The organism is Novosphingopyxis iocasae, from assembly GCF_014334095.1.
GTDB classification, from domain to species: Bacteria; Pseudomonadota; Alphaproteobacteria; order Sphingomonadales; family Sphingomonadaceae; genus Novosphingopyxis; species Novosphingopyxis iocasae.
This window is the reverse complement of record NZ_CP060495.1, coordinates 1,008,381-1,022,665: the sequence shown is the minus strand read 5'-3', so window position 1 is coordinate 1,022,665 and position 14,285 is coordinate 1,008,381. Positions and strand designations below refer to the sequence as shown.

15 protein-coding genes are annotated in these 14,285 nt (G+C 65.8%); all 15 read right to left on the bottom strand.

What is annotated here, in order from left to right; genetic code table 11:
* Positions 1–2 precede the first annotated feature (2 nt).
* Genes H7X45_RS04865 through H7X45_RS04795 form a run of 15 tightly spaced genes read right to left on the bottom strand, consistent with a single transcriptional unit; the run spans position 3 to position 14,284 of the window.
* The gene (locus H7X45_RS04865; protein ID WP_187336408.1) at positions 3–1,439 is read right to left on the bottom strand and encodes a conjugal transfer protein TraH; all 1,437 of its coding nucleotides are present in this window, start codon (positions 1,437–1,439) and stop codon (positions 3–5) included.
* The gene (locus tag H7X45_RS04860; RefSeq protein ID WP_187336407.1) at positions 1,429–2,241 is read right to left on the bottom strand and encodes a conjugal transfer protein TraF; all 813 of its coding nucleotides are present in this window, start codon (positions 2,239–2,241) and stop codon (positions 1,429–1,431) included. Before H7X45_RS04860 ends, H7X45_RS04865 begins: the two co-directional genes overlap by 11 nt.
* Complete coding sequence (locus H7X45_RS04855) at positions 2,238–3,962, bottom strand: conjugal transfer protein TraN (protein WP_187336406.1); 1,725 nt, start codon at positions 3,960–3,962, stop codon at positions 2,238–2,240. The genes H7X45_RS04860 and H7X45_RS04855 overlap by 4 nt, the downstream gene beginning before the upstream one ends.
* A complete protein-coding gene (gene trbC, locus H7X45_RS04850; RefSeq protein WP_187336405.1) occupies positions 3,959–4,714 on the bottom strand; it encodes a type-F conjugative transfer system pilin assembly protein TrbC in 756 nt (251 codons plus the stop codon). The genes H7X45_RS04855 and trbC overlap by 4 nt, the downstream gene beginning before the upstream one ends.
* A complete protein-coding gene (gene traU / locus H7X45_RS04845; protein WP_187336404.1) occupies positions 4,711–5,724 on the bottom strand; it encodes a conjugal transfer pilus assembly protein TraU in 1,014 nt (337 codons plus the stop codon). The genes trbC and traU overlap by 4 nt, the downstream gene beginning before the upstream one ends.
* Positions 5,721–6,353 (bottom strand): type-F conjugative transfer system protein TraW, encoded by a 633-nt coding sequence (traW, locus tag H7X45_RS04840; protein ID WP_187336403.1) that lies wholly within the window; start codon positions 6,351–6,353, stop codon positions 5,721–5,723. The genes traU and traW overlap by 4 nt, the downstream gene beginning before the upstream one ends.
* Entirely contained in the window at positions 6,353–6,859 is a 507-nt protein-coding gene (locus tag H7X45_RS04835; RefSeq protein WP_187336402.1) for a S26 family signal peptidase, read from the bottom strand. Before H7X45_RS04835 ends, traW begins: the two co-directional genes overlap by 1 nt.
* Positions 6,856–7,236 carry a TrbI F-type domain-containing protein gene (locus tag H7X45_RS04830; protein ID WP_187336401.1) on the bottom strand — a complete coding sequence of 127 codons (381 nt, stop codon included), beginning with the start codon at positions 7,234–7,236 and terminating at the stop codon, positions 6,856–6,858. The genes H7X45_RS04835 and H7X45_RS04830 overlap by 4 nt, the downstream gene beginning before the upstream one ends.
* Complete coding sequence (locus H7X45_RS04825; RefSeq protein ID WP_187336400.1) at positions 7,229–7,636, bottom strand: hypothetical protein; 408 nt, start codon at positions 7,634–7,636, stop codon at positions 7,229–7,231. Before H7X45_RS04825 ends, H7X45_RS04830 begins: the two co-directional genes overlap by 8 nt.
* The gene (gene traC, locus H7X45_RS04820) at positions 7,633–10,194 is read right to left on the bottom strand and encodes a type IV secretion system protein TraC (protein WP_187336399.1); all 2,562 of its coding nucleotides are present in this window, start codon (positions 10,192–10,194) and stop codon (positions 7,633–7,635) included. The genes H7X45_RS04825 and traC overlap by 4 nt, the downstream gene beginning before the upstream one ends.
* A complete protein-coding gene (locus tag H7X45_RS04815; RefSeq protein WP_187336398.1) occupies positions 10,191–10,805 on the bottom strand; it encodes a hypothetical protein in 615 nt (204 codons plus the stop codon). The genes traC and H7X45_RS04815 overlap by 4 nt, the downstream gene beginning before the upstream one ends.
* Complete coding sequence (locus H7X45_RS04810; RefSeq protein ID WP_187336397.1) at positions 10,802–11,671, bottom strand: DsbC family protein; 870 nt, start codon at positions 11,669–11,671, stop codon at positions 10,802–10,804. Before H7X45_RS04810 ends, H7X45_RS04815 begins: the two co-directional genes overlap by 4 nt.
* The gene (locus tag H7X45_RS04805) at positions 11,668–12,963 is read right to left on the bottom strand and encodes a TraB/VirB10 family protein (protein WP_187336396.1); all 1,296 of its coding nucleotides are present in this window, start codon (positions 12,961–12,963) and stop codon (positions 11,668–11,670) included. Before H7X45_RS04805 ends, H7X45_RS04810 begins: the two co-directional genes overlap by 4 nt.
* Positions 12,963–13,718: a type-F conjugative transfer system secretin TraK gene (locus tag H7X45_RS04800; RefSeq protein ID WP_187336395.1), complete on the bottom strand. Its 756-nt coding sequence runs from the start codon at positions 13,716–13,718 to the stop codon at positions 12,963–12,965. The genes H7X45_RS04805 and H7X45_RS04800 overlap by 1 nt, the downstream gene beginning before the upstream one ends.
* The gene (locus H7X45_RS04795; RefSeq protein ID WP_187336394.1) at positions 13,715–14,284 is read right to left on the bottom strand and encodes a type IV conjugative transfer system protein TraE; all 570 of its coding nucleotides are present in this window, start codon (positions 14,282–14,284) and stop codon (positions 13,715–13,717) included. The genes H7X45_RS04800 and H7X45_RS04795 overlap by 4 nt, the downstream gene beginning before the upstream one ends.
* Position 14,285: the final 1 nt, after the last annotated feature.

The following is a 14,285-nucleotide window of genomic DNA, read 5'->3' as shown; positions in this document are numbered from 1 at the left end:
CCTCAGGGGACGATCGAGCGCGACTGGAGCCCGCGCGACCAGTCGAGTGCGGCGGACATCGAAGGCGACATCGAGGCGGCGAGCGCGTTCTCGATCATCGCGGTCTTCTCGATGATCTGCATGATCGCCGAGACCTTGGCCTGTCCGGTCGCCTGCCGCTGGACGAGGCCCGAGCGCACGTCGGCGACCTGGCCGCGCCAGATCGCGAGTTTGGCTTCGTCGGCGGCGATGAAGCTTGCCATCGAGCGCCCGGCTTCGGACACGATCCGGTCGAGGATGGCATAGAGGAGGTCGATGCTGGCGATCTCGGCGAGCGTGTCGCGGTCGTCGGTCGGCATGCCGCGGCCGTAGGCGGCCTGGACGGTGAGAATCTTGTACAAGGGGACCGAGGCCACCTGCAGCAGTTCCTTCTCGGCATTGCCGATCGCGGTGTCGGCGCGGATCGCATCGACCATATTGCCGATCAGCTGCGCGACGCGTGGGCGGATCGCCTTGGCGTTGGAAAGGCTCATCTGCTCAAAGGTCGGATTGAGGCAAAGGTCAGTCTCGTCGCAGCGGAACACGCGCACCGTCTGGCCTTGCGTCCCGTCGAGCAGCGCGCTCACCAGGGTGGATGAGGCATCGCCGGCGAAAGGCACGAACTTGCCTGCCTCGTCGTCCTTGGGTGGCACGTAGATCACCGTGCCGATGAGCGTCATCGCATATTCGGCAAGCTCGCGGTCGAAGGTCCCGCCGGGATTGAAGAAGGCGCTCTTCTTGAGAACGTGCCAGGTGTAGTTGCGCGCCACGCCCAGATTGACGTCTGCATAATCGGTGCCGGCGCCTTCATTGGTCGAAGCGCGCTGGCCGCGCGTTCCGCAACCATGCTTGGCTGCGGCATAGTCGGTGAAGATGCCTTCGGAATTGCCGATCGCTTCGCAAATTGCCTTGTCGGCGAGATCGCCCTTGGGCCACAGGCCTCCAACCAGCCCCTGCGCCATCTCGCAGGAGTTGATCGAGAGATTATTCATGAGCTGAGCCTTCTGGCTGAACTCCTGCATGATCTTGTTGCACTCGGGGCAAACGGTATCGATCGCGAGGCTGAAGGCGAAACCGACCGCGTTGTTGGCCACCGCTTTCAACAGCGCGACCATCTCGCTTGCATTGATGAACGAGAAAGACCCGGCGAAGATATCGATCCCGCCGCAGCCCGCGCGGGCGCGTGGCAGCTGGAGATTGGCCAAATTGGTCGTTTTCTGGGGGAAGCGCGTCCAGACGTTGCCGAGGCTGTAGTAGCCCGCCGACTGGCCTTCGAAGGCGGTCGGGCCGGTCACGTTCGCCGCCGCGCCCATGTCGTCCATGAAGCGGTCCATGCTGTCGCCGACGTTGGCAGCAAGCGGGGACGCGACCATGCTGGCCGCGGCGAGGGTCAGTGTCGCATTGCGGATGCTAGTAATCATGTCCGGCTTCCTTCGAGGTGAGGAGGTAGATGCGGTCCTGGAGCTCGTCGGCCGAGAGCACGCCGTAACCGATCGGGATCGGGCGTTTGGTCACGCTGTCCCACAGCACCAGCGCCGGGGTGGCCTTGCCTTCAAGACCGAGCCTGGCGCGCTGGTTCGTTTCGACCTTGTAGTCCGGGAAATGGCGCGAGGGACCGCCATCGGTCGAGATCGCGCGTACGGTGATGCGCCAGCGATCAGCGACGCCCTTCACGATCGGGCTCATCACCTCGCAGGGAGCGCAGGTCGAACTGTAAAAATAGAACAGGCCGTAGCGCTGCGACAGCCGTGCCATGACGCTGTCGCGCTCGGCGCTACGCGCATCCTGCCATTGTTTCTTGGCGAGCGCGCCGACCGGCCGCTCGAGCGTGTAGTCGAGTTCGGGGTCCTGCCAGATCGCGCGCTGCCAGACATCGGAGAAGAGCGAGGCGCGGTCGAGCTGTGCGCGCTGGAAGCGGATATAGGCCGCGACATTGGCTTCGGTTGGATAGAGGATTGCGCGCGCCTTCAGCTCGCGCAGCTCGGACGTGATCACATCGAGTTCCTGGGTCGCCGCGACCGGCTCGATTTCGGGCTGTTGCGTTTCTTCCGCGGGAGCGGTTTTGACGCAGTAGAACCAGTAGCCGAGCCTACGCTCCTCGCAGTAGAGCGCGTCTGAAGTGGTGGTCGATGGAGCGTCCTGCCGTTCCTGGGCCAAGGCCGAAGCGGCGGGGAAAGCGGCGAAGCCGAGCGCGAGCGCCGCCATGCGATTGAAATGGGTCATTGGCCGCCCCTTGCGTAATAATCGGCGATCTTCTGCTGGATGAGCACGCTGGTTTCGAGTTCGTCGGGGAGCCGCGCGGCATCGGTGAACTCGGCATAGACTTCGCTGAAATCCATCCGGCTCAAATCGAGCCGGGCGAACTCTTCGAGGGTGAACCCCTCGCACTGCTCTTCCTTGGGCTTGTCCCACGGCTTGGGCAGTTGCTTGCGCCCCTGTTCCTGCAGGATGCGCGAGAGCTTGCTCTCGAAGCAGCAATAGACCTTCTTCTTGGTCAGGCAGACGCCGAGGAACTTGTCCGAGCAATAGGTCCCGACATAGGCGCACAGGCCCTGCGCATCGCGCTGGTGGAGCAGCACTTCCTCGCGGTCGCAGCCGAGCGCGACGAGCAGGCTGATCCCCGGAATGAGCGGGAAACCCTTGCCCTTGCAGCAATTGAGGACACCGAAGACCTTGGACGAGCAGGTGTTGCGCGTGCCGCGGAACAGGGTCAGCGTGTTTGGATCGAACTGGCCGCGCGCCTCGTCCATCGCATGCAACGCGACCGCGGCATCCTTGAACTCGTCGTTCGCGGTGCGCTCGATCGTCTCGCAGCTGCCATCGATGCAGTAGACATCGCCGTCGCAGACATATTGCCTGGTGCTATCGGTTTCGGGGAGCGGGCATTCGTAGATGCGCTCCCAGGTCTCGCACGGGACTTCGTCGGTGAGGCATTCCTCGCGCAAGAAACGGCAGGTGCCCTGGCTCTCGATATCCGAGCAGTCGGTCGCCGCTTCGCGCGCGGTGCAGGCGTAGCTGCGTTGCCATTCCCAGCAGGGCCGTGTCACCGGGACGCCGTTCACGATACGGGTCTGCGGATCGGCGTCAGTGCAGATCTCGGTATCGAGCGTGCAGTCGCCATTGTCGGCAAAGCCTGAGCACTGGCTCTCGTCGGGCGTTGTCGTGACCCTGGTCGCAGTGGTGACCATATAGGGTGTCTGCCCCGGCACTTCTTCGTCGCAGGTGAGTTCGGTGATCGGATCGCCCGGCTCGGAACACCACGGCGGGCCGCCCGAGGAACTCCACTGCAGGCAGGTGTCGCGCCGACCCGTCACGCGGCAGGAATAGCCGTCGAACCCCGCGCATTCGGGCTCGCCCGAGCCGTTGAAATCGCCGAAGCGATTGCAAAGGTAGTGGTACTGCGGAAGCTGGCTCACTGTTGCTAATAGCGGTACCGCGCACTGGCCCGCCGACTGGTCGATCCTTGTTCCGGTGTTGCAGGTCGCGGTGAAGGTCCCGGCCGAGCCCGATCCGGGAGGCAGCGGGACGCAGCTTCCCTGGTCCCCCGAGATCGCCATGCCGCTGGTGTAGTCGAGCGGAGCCTCGTTGATCGCAAGGCTGCGCGCGATGACGTCCTCGATCTCGCTGGGATCGAAGCGTGCGCGGTTGGCTAGGCTGTCGCGCATCGCGCGGTAGCCCTGGTGGCCGCTCGCCGCTGTTGCCGCATTGCTTTCGATCCGGTCGGGATCCTCGGCAAGCGTCTCGAGCCCCCGGACCGCGTTGCGATCGTAGTTCGGGATGGTCGCAGCGTTCGGCTGTTGCTGCGCCGCCTGCTGGGCTTCGCCGCGCAGGCTCTCGGCAAAGGCCTTGCCGTCGGCCTTCGCTTCCTGCTGCTGGGCTGTAGCGCTCGCGGTGAGGAGGAGCGCCGCGAAAGCGGTCGTCGCGAAGTTGAGCGGGTGTTTCATGGTCGCTGCTCCCTCAGGCGGGCGAGGTGGAGACGGGCAAGCTGCGCGCCCGGGCCACCGCCATCAGCGAAGGTCTCGAGCGCGTCCTCGACGCTGACATTGCCCGCGAGCCGGTCGTGCGGCGGCAATGTGTCGGTGCAATCGAACCCGTCGCAGGGGCTGAAATCGCTCGCGATCATCACGAAGCTCGGCGCGACGCCGATATCGAAGGCGCGGAACAGCCGCGGATCGATTCCGAGCGCGCCGGCCTCGCTGCCATCGCGCCAGATCGCTGCGAGCCGCTTCTTGAAGGCGGCGCTGTCGCCTTGCGGAAAACCGCGCAGCACGGTGACCCCGCCGGCGCGGGTGACGTCGCGGACCAGCGCCTTGAGCGATGGTTCGGGCATCGACAGCGAAGCGAAGGCGATGAAGCGCGGCGCATCGCCCATGGCCGCGACCTCGGCGTCGGCTGCGCTGCGGATCATGCCGTCGAGATCGAGCGGACCGGCGCTGGACGTCGCTTGCGCATCCTTCGCATAGGCGGCGCGGTTGTCGAGTGCCGCCTGCTGCGTGGTGCGTGCGTCCTCGGCCAGCGTGTCGGCTCTGGTCCTGACCGAGGTCGCGAGCGCTTCGGCGTCCTGGGCATGCTCGCTCGCGCGCGCCCGGACCTGGGCAAGGTTGAGATCGGGCGGAGTATCCTGCGCCGATGCGGCAGCGAAGGCAGCGGCAGTTGCCAGGCTGATGAGGACGAGGAGAGGGAAGGCGTTTCTCATAGCGCGCAGCAATTCCTCTTGCGCCAGACGAGGTATCCCATGTCTTCGCCGATGGCGGGGATGACCTGTCCGGGGGACTGGAAGGTGGTGGAGGCACCGACGGGCGGGCAGGCGTAGCGGCCCTTGGTCGCCGGATTGGGGTTGGTGGCCTGGAAGCGGTATTGCTGCTTCCTCATCACCGGCATGAGGTACTTGCCGCACAGGCCCTTGGAGCCCATCGTTCCCCACGAGACGAGCTCGCGGTGGAGCTTGTAGGCGAAGCGCGAGAGCACGAGCCGCGAGGCCTGGACGTGGCCTATGCTGGCCGAGACATTGCCGTTCATCGGGTACATCGAACCCTGGCAGCCCGCGCACCAGAACATCTCGTCAAGCGGCAGGTTCGCAGTCGATGCGGCGCAATCCGCCGCGCAGGCGGCGAGCGCCAGCGGGTTGGCGAAGAGCACGGCCTCGGGGTTGATGATCGCGGTGAGTTCGGAATCCTGCCACAGCGGATCGATCTCGGAGATGTAGAGAATGTCGATCGAACCCGGCTCGAGGCAAAGGAAATCGGCGACGATCTCCATCCAGTAGATCAGCGGATAGGCGTACCAATGAACGTGCCAGCTCGAATAATACTGGCTTGCACCGCCCACCGCCGAGGGCCCCGAGATCGAGCGGAAGCCGATATCGAAGCCGGGATCGAGCTTCATCCCGCCAAGGTTGACGAAGCACCACGGCTTCATGCTGACATCGGCAAGCCGGACGGGCTCCCAGAAGCCCATCGCTATGCCGGGCCGAAGACCGCAGAGGCAGAGCGGGAAATCGGGGTTGTCGGGATCGGGCCGATTGCTCGGCCAGATCTCGAGCCCGCCGACCGAGATCGGGAAGAGGCACGACCAGCAGATGTCGGTGATCGGGTTGACGAACTGCCCGGTACATTTGCCCGGCCCGGCATCGGCCGAGGCGGGCGAGGCAAGCGCAAGCGAAAGCGCTGCCGTGAACAGCACGAGGAAGGCGCGGATGCTGTTCATGGCCGTGACTTTCGGGGAGGCAGCGCGATCTCGCTTATCTCGAGCATTCGCCCATTCTGGCGCACAAGCGCGGGGACGGCCCTGATGCCGAATTTCTCGCTGAGTTTGCCGCCCTGGTCGAAATAGAACCTTCGCTGGCGGGCCTTCATCAGCTCAAGCGGCGCGCCCTTCACGAGGATCAGCTTGGCATTGGCCTCTTGCCTGAGTGCCCAGGCGATCTGCGCAGGATCGTCGCCATCGAAAAACAGGAGGTCGCCGCGCAGCTTGACGCTGTCGAGCGGGTTGACGCGTGTTCCAGCCGCATGGATCAGCTCGCCCTTGGCCCCGCGGACATCGGCGGCAAGCGTGATCGTCGGATCGAAGGGCCAGCTGCGACTTTCATGCGCGCGAATGAGACCGACAACCGGATCGGGCCGGTTGACCCGCGCAATGGTCCGACGTTTCAATTCCTGGTTCAGCCGCGCAGTCTCTCCCGACTTTTCCATCTGCGCGAGGCGAGTATGGATCTGTTCGAGGAGGTCGCGCTCGATCACCGGAAACATCGCGCCGCGTTGGCCGTAGTCGCGTGCCTGCACGCTGGCCGGGAGCGCAAGGAGGAGAGGCACGCCAAGCGGAAGAAGGGAGCGCATCACAGGATCGCCCTCCCGCTACCTAGGATCTGTCCACGGCAGACAAAGCCGATTTCGCCGTAGCGACTGTCGAGCCCGCGTGGATGGCTGGTGCCGGTATAGTAGCAGCCCTGAGGGATCATGCCTTCGGGGCCCCGCGTGAGCGGAATACCGAGGCGCGTGACCTTGAGCAGGCTCGCAACCTTCCTGCCGTTGATGAAGACCGCGTCGCCCTCGTGGCGCACGACATCGCCCGGCATGCCCAGCACGCGCTTGCCGAACATCTGCGGCCCTTCACCGAAATGTCTTTCGACGAGTTCGCTTCGCGGCGGCTCGAAGAAAATAAGGCTGCCGCGCTGGATCGGTGCCTTCTTGTCGAGCCAGAATGCCCAGTTGGGAAGGCTCGGGCTCGCATTGATGAGAAAGGCGTGGTCCTTGCTAAAGGCATCGAGCGGCACCCAGGCGAGGGGCAACAGGACGAGGCCCGAAAGCAGCAGTGGACGGCGAAGTGAGAAGGGAAGGCTCATGGCCGCTTCTCCCCGGCGAGCTTGTCCGCGATACGCCGCTCGAGTTCGGGGGTTGCGTCTTCGGCAGCACCTGCGAGCACGGCTTCGGCGACGAGCACCACGCGGCCATCGCGGCCCATGTCGGCGACTGCTGCCTCGGCGGCCTTCAGATAGGCAAGGCTCGCTGCCTGGACGACCGCCGGATCGGCTTCGGCGCGCGCGGTTTCCTCGACGAAGGTGCCGATGGTCTCGGCGAGCCGGACAGTGACGATCCGCTGCTCGGGAGAGCTGGTGACCTGCTGGGTAAGCCATGCGCCCCACAGCAGCGCGGCAACGAGCACCGCTACGGCGAGGAGTTTCGGGCCTAGCTGGCGAAGCGGGAGGTTCAGTCTATCCATGGCGGGGAGATCCTTCGGAAAGGCGGCGGTCGAGGCGGCGCAGGAAGCTTGGCAGCCGCAGAAGCGCGAGCCCGCCAGCGGAGATTAGGAAGGCGATTTGGAGGTCCTGCGCGAAGAAGCGGCGCGCGATCGGTTCGGCGGTGCGGTAGTGGTCGGCGAGATTGCCGAGCTGCGTGAACAGCGCCGTGAGGTCCCAGCCAGCGAGCAGGAGAAACACGAACAGCGGCAGGCCGAGGACCAGCAACAGCGTGCTCACCGCGAAGCTTGCCGCTTCGATGAGGACAACGCAGGTGCCCTGGAACAGTGCCAGCCAGTCGACCTGGCGATGCTTGTCGCGGCCTCGTCTGGCAGACGGAAGCGGCACGCGGTCGACGAGCGTGGTGGTCTCGAGCACCATCATGCGCCTCCCCCAAGAACGTCAGCGCGGCCCGCGACCAGCGCAACCGCGCGTTCGAGCGGCATACCGGTTTCGACATGGCGGCGGATCGCGGCATAGGTGTCGGGATCGGAGGAGAAGATCGTCGCCGACAACGGATCGAGTACCAGGCGTCCGACCGCTTCGACTTCGGGACCCTTCAGGTAGATCTCGCTGTACTCGGTGCCGGAGCGCTTGAGGCTGCGGATCAGCGTCTCGGTGCGGTCGTCCATGTCGAGCCGCGCTTCCTTGCGGAAATCGGCAATGGTCTCGGGCTTTTGCTGGAGCACCAGCATCCAGTCGCTGTTCTCGAGCGCGGCGCGCGCGCCATCCGACTTGTAATAGTCATTCAATGACTGGGTCGCGGTGGCGAGCGCGCCGCCATATTTGCGCGCGGTGCGGGCGTAGGTCTCGACGAACTCGCCCATCGAGCCGCCCTTGAGCATCGCCCAGGCTTCATCGATCAGCAGTAGTTTCTTGGTGCTACGCGAACTGCGCGTCATCGCCTGGCCGGTCATGAACATGATCGCCGAGAGGACGACGCTTCTGAGTTCCTCGCGGCTCGCAAGGTCGCTCATCTCGAAGACGGTGAAATCGTCCTCGAGCGCGAAACTCGCCTTGCCGGCAAAGAACCCGGCATAGCTGCCACCGCGGCAGAAGGGCGCGATCGCGGTCGCCAGGTCCTTGCCCGCCTCGTTCTCGCTTTGCTGGAGTGTATGTGCGACATCGTCGATCGCGCCGCCGCTGCCGAGCGCTTCCCAGACCTGCGTCACTGCCCGGTCGATGAGGCCGCGCTCGGTGTCCGAGGGGGCTGCACTCGGCCGTGCCATCTGGCCGACGATCGCCTTGATCATCGCAAAGCAGTCGAGCCGGTAGTCCTCGTCCTCGTGCGCCCTTGCATCATCGACCATCGAGAACGGGTTCAGCGAAAAGCCCGAGGCAAGGGTGAACTCGACGAAGCGGCCGCCTTGCAGTTTGACCGAGTGCTCGAAACTGCGTCCGTCGTCGATCACCACGACCTTGGCACCCGCTCCGCGCAGCGCCGCGCAGAGTTCCTGGAGCAGCACCGACTTGCCCGAACCCGACTTGCCGCAGATCGCGATATTATGGTTGCCCGCCTTGTTTTCGAAGGGCGACCAGAAGAAGGGCTGGCCGCGTCGTCCCAGGAGCAGCAGATGCGGGATTGCGCCGCCGAGATACTCGCCCTGCAGCGGGGCGATGTTCGCCGCGGTGGTCGAGAGCATGGTGCGGAAGCGCTTGAGGCGCGCAAGGTCGTGGACCAGCCCGTCGGCAAGGCTCAGCGGGAAGGCCGCGACGAGACCCTGCAACTGGAGGAAACGTTCGTCGGCAAGGTCCCAACCGGCGGCCTTGTAGATCGCCTTGACAGTGCGTTCGTGCGCGTCGCCATCCCCCAGTGGCGAGATGGTGGTGAGTCCGTAGAACAGCTTGACCAGCTTCTTGCCCGCCTGGAGCTCGGCCTGGACATGCTTCCATTCGGCCGATTGCTCGGAAAGCCTCGGCAGGAAGCGCGCGCTCTTGGTCTCCGACAAGCTGGTGGTGCGCATGAACTTGTAGCCTGCGCGCGCCGAGGCCGCTTCCTGGTCGGGATAGTGCAGGCACAACATGGTCGTGGCAGGGCAGGGAAAGCGCAGCTTGTCAGTAAACATGTCGCCGATCAGCCGTGCGCATTCCCACGGCGCCCAGCGTTCGGGCGTCGAACGCACACCGTAATGGCGCACATCGAAGCGGTCGGGATAGCAGGTGCCCATCTGGGGAATGCCGTCGCGGGTGCGTCCGGTCTCGCGGAAGCGTTCGGTGCGCAGGATCAGCCGGTCGTCCTCGACCTCGAGTTCGATGTCGCGGCGGATCGCCTGGATGTCGAGCGTGTCCTCGCGGTTCCAGTGTGTGAGGTCGGGTTCGCGAGCGGTCGTCGGCGAGGTCAGTTCGTCGATCAGCGCGAGGAGGCCGGCCGGTTCGAGCCGGTTGGATGCGAGACCGAGCGAGTTCAGCATCCCAGCCATTCCGTCGCGGCATTCGGTGAGCTCGGCATCGGTGATATTGCCGGGTACCGGAACTCCGAGAGAGAGTACGAGGCGAACATGGCGCGCGTGGAACGGCGCATGCGCCGAGCCCGAATGCCAGACGAGGTCGTAGAGCCGGTCGGTACGCGCCTTGGCGATGGCTTCGTAGATCCCGCCCTGCTCGTAACGCGGGGCGAACCAGGGGCCCACGATGGCGCCGATCCTCGGGGAAGCGAAGTTCAGGACCTGGAGGCAGGCGCCTTGCGGCAGGCTCTCGGAGAAGAACTGCCCGAGGATCTCGCCGGTGCGTTCGTCCGCCCCGATCAGCGGGGTCACTTCGAGGACAAAGCCCTTCGAATGCGCGTTGCGGTAGAGACCCGGGCCTTCGTCGTAGACCCGGTAGGGGAGCCAGTCCGACAGCATGTCGAGCGCGAATTGCGGACGGGCATGGTCGGCCTGCCGCGCATCGCCGAAAAGGCCAGAGAGCAGCGCATCCCGCGCAGAAGCGAGCGAGAGGTTCATTGGCGCTCTCCTTCGGGATCACCAGGCGAAACAGGGTGGGGCACCCGGCCGGGGGAGGGGGGACGGCCAGGTGCCCCGGTGACCGGCGCCGAAGCGCCGGGCTGCGCTTCCGTGGCCTGGGAGGGGATTACCAGGACCTCAGGAAGCTGCAGGGGAAGGGGTGTGATGACAGGCGCGTTGTGATGGCCTGTCGGTGGCGGCAGCATCTGAGCATCGTCGCCCGCGCGTCCGAGCGCGCGGAGCACTTCGCCGGTCGAGCGCGGGGCATGCCAGCTCTCGGCGGGATGATCGGGCAGCGCGACATGGACGACCCGCGCTTCGTGGTCCCGGCCCGCCGCGTCGCGATAGGCGGCGATAACGATCCGCAGCGAGCGGGCGTCCGCCTGGCGCAGGCCACCGGTCAAGGGAGGCTGGTTGGTCGAAGTACCCGGTGCCATGCCGGTGCCAGCTTCGCCGAGCGCCGCGCTGTCGATCAGCGTGGTGGGCGCGCAGCTGCCTTCGGGCGCGCGGCAGTCGAAGTCGCCTTTGACGTTGCCGCCGAGCGTGGCGCATCCGGCGATGCTCGCCGCGACACCGGCAGCTGCGAATGCCCTCAAGTGACGCGCGTTCATTGGCCTGCTCCAGCACGCTGATTGGCGAAGCGGTGGAGCGTTGCAGCATCACTGTAGCCGTGCAGCACCGCGCCATCGCTTGCGCGCACGATTACCGGGGTACCGGCAAAGCCATTGGCCTTGGCAAAGGTCTCGTTGGCGTCGAGCGCATTGATAGCCTTGCATGTGGCGGGGCGCGGCACGTGCTTGCCGGAATAGGCATCGTGCAGCGCCGCGACCGGATCGCTGGCGCACAGGACGCTTTCAGAGAGGCGTCGACTCGCCGCGCCGAAGATCGAGATCGGCCGCTCTTCGACCAGTACGCCGGCCTGCTCGAGTGATCCGGTGAGCTTCTTGCAGTAGCCGCACTGAAAATCGGAGAAGACGACGAGCCGCGGACCCTTGGGGTTGCCCCAGCGGATCGCGCCGTCCTTGGGTAGTTGCGAGAGGTCGACCTTTGCCTTGGCCGGTGCGGGCGCGGCTTCGCTGTGCGAGGCTTCGGAGCGGCCCGACGCGCGCGCAGCACCCGCGGCGAGCAAGTCGGGATTGAGCTCAATGAGGCGCGTCGCGGTGACGTCGCGCCGCTCTTCGAGATCGTAGAGCCGTCCGACGAAGAGATAGCGCGCCGCTTCGTCGGTGTAGAACAGCGTCTCGCCCGAGACGACTTCGCACCACGGCGCAAAGCTTGTGCAATCGAGCGCGTCGATCGGAGTTTTCGGGAGCCGCAGCTTGAGCGCCTGGACGACATCGCGGGTGATGGCGGCCTGCGCGGGCATGGCGGTCAGCACGGCAACGCCGCTGGTGAGGAGGGCGGCTGCACTGGCGGCAGCAAGCGAAATGTGCGCCGCGCGGGCTTTCAGGCCCGGCCGGTGGTGGCAGAAATTCATTGGTCTGTGCTCCTGACATGGACGCCGTCGAGAAAGACGATCTCGACCTCGATGCCGGTCGGCATCTCGACGACGGGTTGATATTGTTCTGCGCGTTCGATGAGGTACTTGCTGACCGTGTCGGCGGCTTCGCCCGCGCCCTGGCCGAAGCCGCCCGCAAGGATGTCGGTCGGCGAGAGCGCCTCGCGCTTGCCGTCGCTGCCGACCTGACCGGCGAAGATGCCGTTGGCGTTGGCAGAGAAGCCGCGCCCGAACCCGCCGACGATCCCGGCGAGCAGCGCCTGGCTGACAAGGCTGCCTTCACGGCTGACGACACGGCCGCGCACGCCCGACTTTCCGGCAAAGGCGATGAACCCCTTGACCTCGCTCACCGCGAAGCGCCCGCCGGGCTGCGCGCAGGTCATGCGCACCAGCTTGACGTAGACCTTCTCGGCCGAGAGATCGCCGCGTGCCGCGCCGTTGACGAGGCAACCGGTGAGGTCGGTCGTCAGCAGGCGGTTGCCCTTCAGCACCGAGCGCGCGGGGCCGGTGATGCGCAGCACCACGGGCAGGGGATCGCTCTGGCTGGTAACCCCGGTCGAGGCATCGACCCCGACGATCACGGTTGCCGGCGCGTAGCTGTTGGGCGGCAGATAGTCGCGGCTCGCCTCGAGCAGCAGCTGCGGCGCATTGGCGTCGGCCTTTTTGCCTCCAGCGACGGGCTTGTCGCCGGTGAAGCTCAGCAGGCTCGCTTTCGGCTCGGCCATGGGGCCAGCACTTGGATCGAGGGCGGCGGGTGCGGGGCCCGGTGCGCGGGGATCGAGCGGGGTGACCGGCGCGACCGGAGGATTGGCGCGCTGGGTCTCGAGTTCGGAGCGCAGCGCCGCGTTCTCGGCCGAGATCGCGTCGATCGCCGCCTGGCCGTCGCTCAACATCCGCGCGTTCTCGCCGCGCAGCGTTTCGAGTTCCTGTTCGATCGAGGCCTTGGGGAGCTGGCTTTCCTGCAGGTCTTTGATCGCCTTGCCTTGCGCATCGAGCCGGTTGCCATAGGTGGCGACAAACTCGCGCTGCGAGAGGTTGCGATTGACCAGTGCGCCGGTCTCGATCGTGGTCGAACCCCCGCCCTCTCCATCCTCCGCGTCGTCACCGCCAAAGATGAACATCGAACCGGCAATGAGTGCGACCCCGCCGATGCCTGCGAGGAGCAGCTTCTGGCGCTGCGCGACGGTCTTGTTCAGGTCGCGTCGGGCTTCCGAACGGCTTTCGTCCCGCGGCTGTTCTGTGGGTGCGGCGCGTGTGTCGGTGTCGGCCATTATTCCAGCCCTCCCTTGGCAAATACGAGGAAGGCCCGGGTGGTCTCGCCGGGGGCGAGCGTGTCTCGGCCAAAGGCAAAGGCGAGCGCGCCTGCGGGCGCTTCGCGTTCGCTCGAAAGTTGGATGGGTTCGGGCCCAAGATTGCGCAGCGTGGAGGCCTGGCCGGTAAGCTCGGCGCCCTCGTATTCGGCGACCTGCTGTACTTCGAGACTGTCGCTACGGCGCGGGCGCGAGAGTTCGGCGCGCGCCCGGAAACCAGGCAGCACGGCATCGCTTGCCATCGCCTCGATCAGCCGGATCGCAGCCTCGTCGCGGGTCGGGGCTTGGCATTCCCATTCGGCAGCGTCGGGCCTCGCCAGCGCGGGGTTGGTGACGAAGAGCTGGCTCGCTTCCTCGCCATCGACCTTGCAGGCGAACTTGTAGACATGGCCCGCGCTGCTGGTGGCGAAGAAGCTGACCTTCGCGCTCGCATATTGCAGCGGCACCGAGACATAGATGTCACCGCGGACCGGCTCGTGGGTCACCTCGAAATCGTTGTAGGGATAGCCGCTCGCCATCTTGGAAACATTGGCGAAACCGTCGTTGACCAGCGCTATGCGGGTCAGCGCACCGCGCGCGAGCACGCAGTCGATCGCGGCACCGTCGGCGGCTTCGACGAACTGGTCGGCATGAGCGGCGGTAGCAAAGGCGCAGCTGGCGGCGGCGAGCGCCACGGCGGTCAGCGCGGCAGGGAAGGGGCGGGCAAGGAGACTCATTGGTCTTCCTCCTCGTTCTCATTGGGAAGCTGGCGGAAGCCGGTGAGGCCGAGGCTGAGGCCGCGGCGCTTCCAGCTGAATGCGAAGCTGCGCTGCTGGCTCGCGATCACCTGTGCGCCCACGAAGGTCTTGAGCGTGCCGGTGACGACGGCGGTAAGCGCCTGCGGGTCGACCTCCATTCGCGAAATCACGAAGGCCTGGCTGATGTCCGACCCGCGCTGTTCCTCGACGATCTTGACGAGCTCGGCCTTGAGGCGTCCGTGCGCGGCCGGATCGGCCACTTTCAGGACCTGCTCCATCCAGTAGTCGAGGCTTTCGGGCGCGCGGTTGAGCAGCATCAGCGCCGTGTCGCGGGTGACGAGCTCGAGGTAGTACGCATCGGTTGCATCGCTCCCGAGCGTCAGGCGCTCGGATGTGACGGGGACGAGGATCACAGACTCTTCGCGCGTTGTCGCAGCGCCAACGGCGAGCAGGCTTGTAAGGCCCAGCACGGCGGCGAGCGCGGCGAAGCGGTTGCGTTGGCGCAAGTGCCGCTGCGCTTCCTCGTATGCGAATTCGTGTTTCATG

Coding starts and splice junctions, on each gene's coding strand:
- H7X45_RS04835 (WP_187336402.1), bottom strand. CDS start 6,859: ATGAGCCTTCCCTTCTCACTTCGCCGTCCACTGCTGCTTTCGGGCCTC.
- traW (WP_187336403.1), bottom strand. CDS start 6,353: ATGCGCTCCCTTCTTCCGCTTGGCGTGCCTCTCCTCCTTGCGCTCCCG.
- H7X45_RS04800 (WP_187336395.1), bottom strand. CDS start 13,718: ATGAGTCTCCTTGCCCGCCCCTTCCCTGCCGCGCTGACCGCCGTGGCG.
- H7X45_RS04825 (WP_187336400.1), bottom strand. CDS start 7,636: ATGATGGTGCTCGAGACCACCACGCTCGTCGACCGCGTGCCGCTTCCG.
- H7X45_RS04795 (WP_187336394.1), bottom strand. CDS start 14,284: ATGAAACACGAATTCGCATACGAGGAAGCGCAGCGGCACTTGCGCCAA.
- H7X45_RS04810 (WP_187336397.1), bottom strand. CDS start 11,671: ATGAATTTCTGCCACCACCGGCCGGGCCTGAAAGCCCGCGCGGCGCAC.
- H7X45_RS04815 (WP_187336398.1), bottom strand. CDS start 10,805: ATGAACGCGCGTCACTTGAGGGCATTCGCAGCTGCCGGTGTCGCGGCG.
- H7X45_RS04865 (WP_187336408.1), bottom strand. CDS start 1,439: ATGATTACTAGCATCCGCAATGCGACACTGACCCTCGCCGCGGCCAGC.
- H7X45_RS04830 (WP_187336401.1), bottom strand. CDS start 7,236: ATGGATAGACTGAACCTCCCGCTTCGCCAGCTAGGCCCGAAACTCCTC.
- H7X45_RS04860 (WP_187336407.1), bottom strand. CDS start 2,241: ATGACCCATTTCAATCGCATGGCGGCGCTCGCGCTCGGCTTCGCCGCT.
- traC (WP_187336399.1), bottom strand. CDS start 10,194: ATGAACCTCTCGCTCGCTTCTGCGCGGGATGCGCTGCTCTCTGGCCTT.
- H7X45_RS04855 (WP_187336406.1), bottom strand. CDS start 3,962: ATGAAACACCCGCTCAACTTCGCGACGACCGCTTTCGCGGCGCTCCTC.
- traU (WP_187336404.1), bottom strand. CDS start 5,724: ATGAACAGCATCCGCGCCTTCCTCGTGCTGTTCACGGCAGCGCTTTCG.
- trbC (WP_187336405.1), bottom strand. CDS start 4,714: ATGAGAAACGCCTTCCCTCTCCTCGTCCTCATCAGCCTGGCAACTGCC.
- H7X45_RS04805 (WP_187336396.1), bottom strand. CDS start 12,963: ATGGCCGACACCGACACACGCGCCGCACCCACAGAACAGCCGCGGGAC.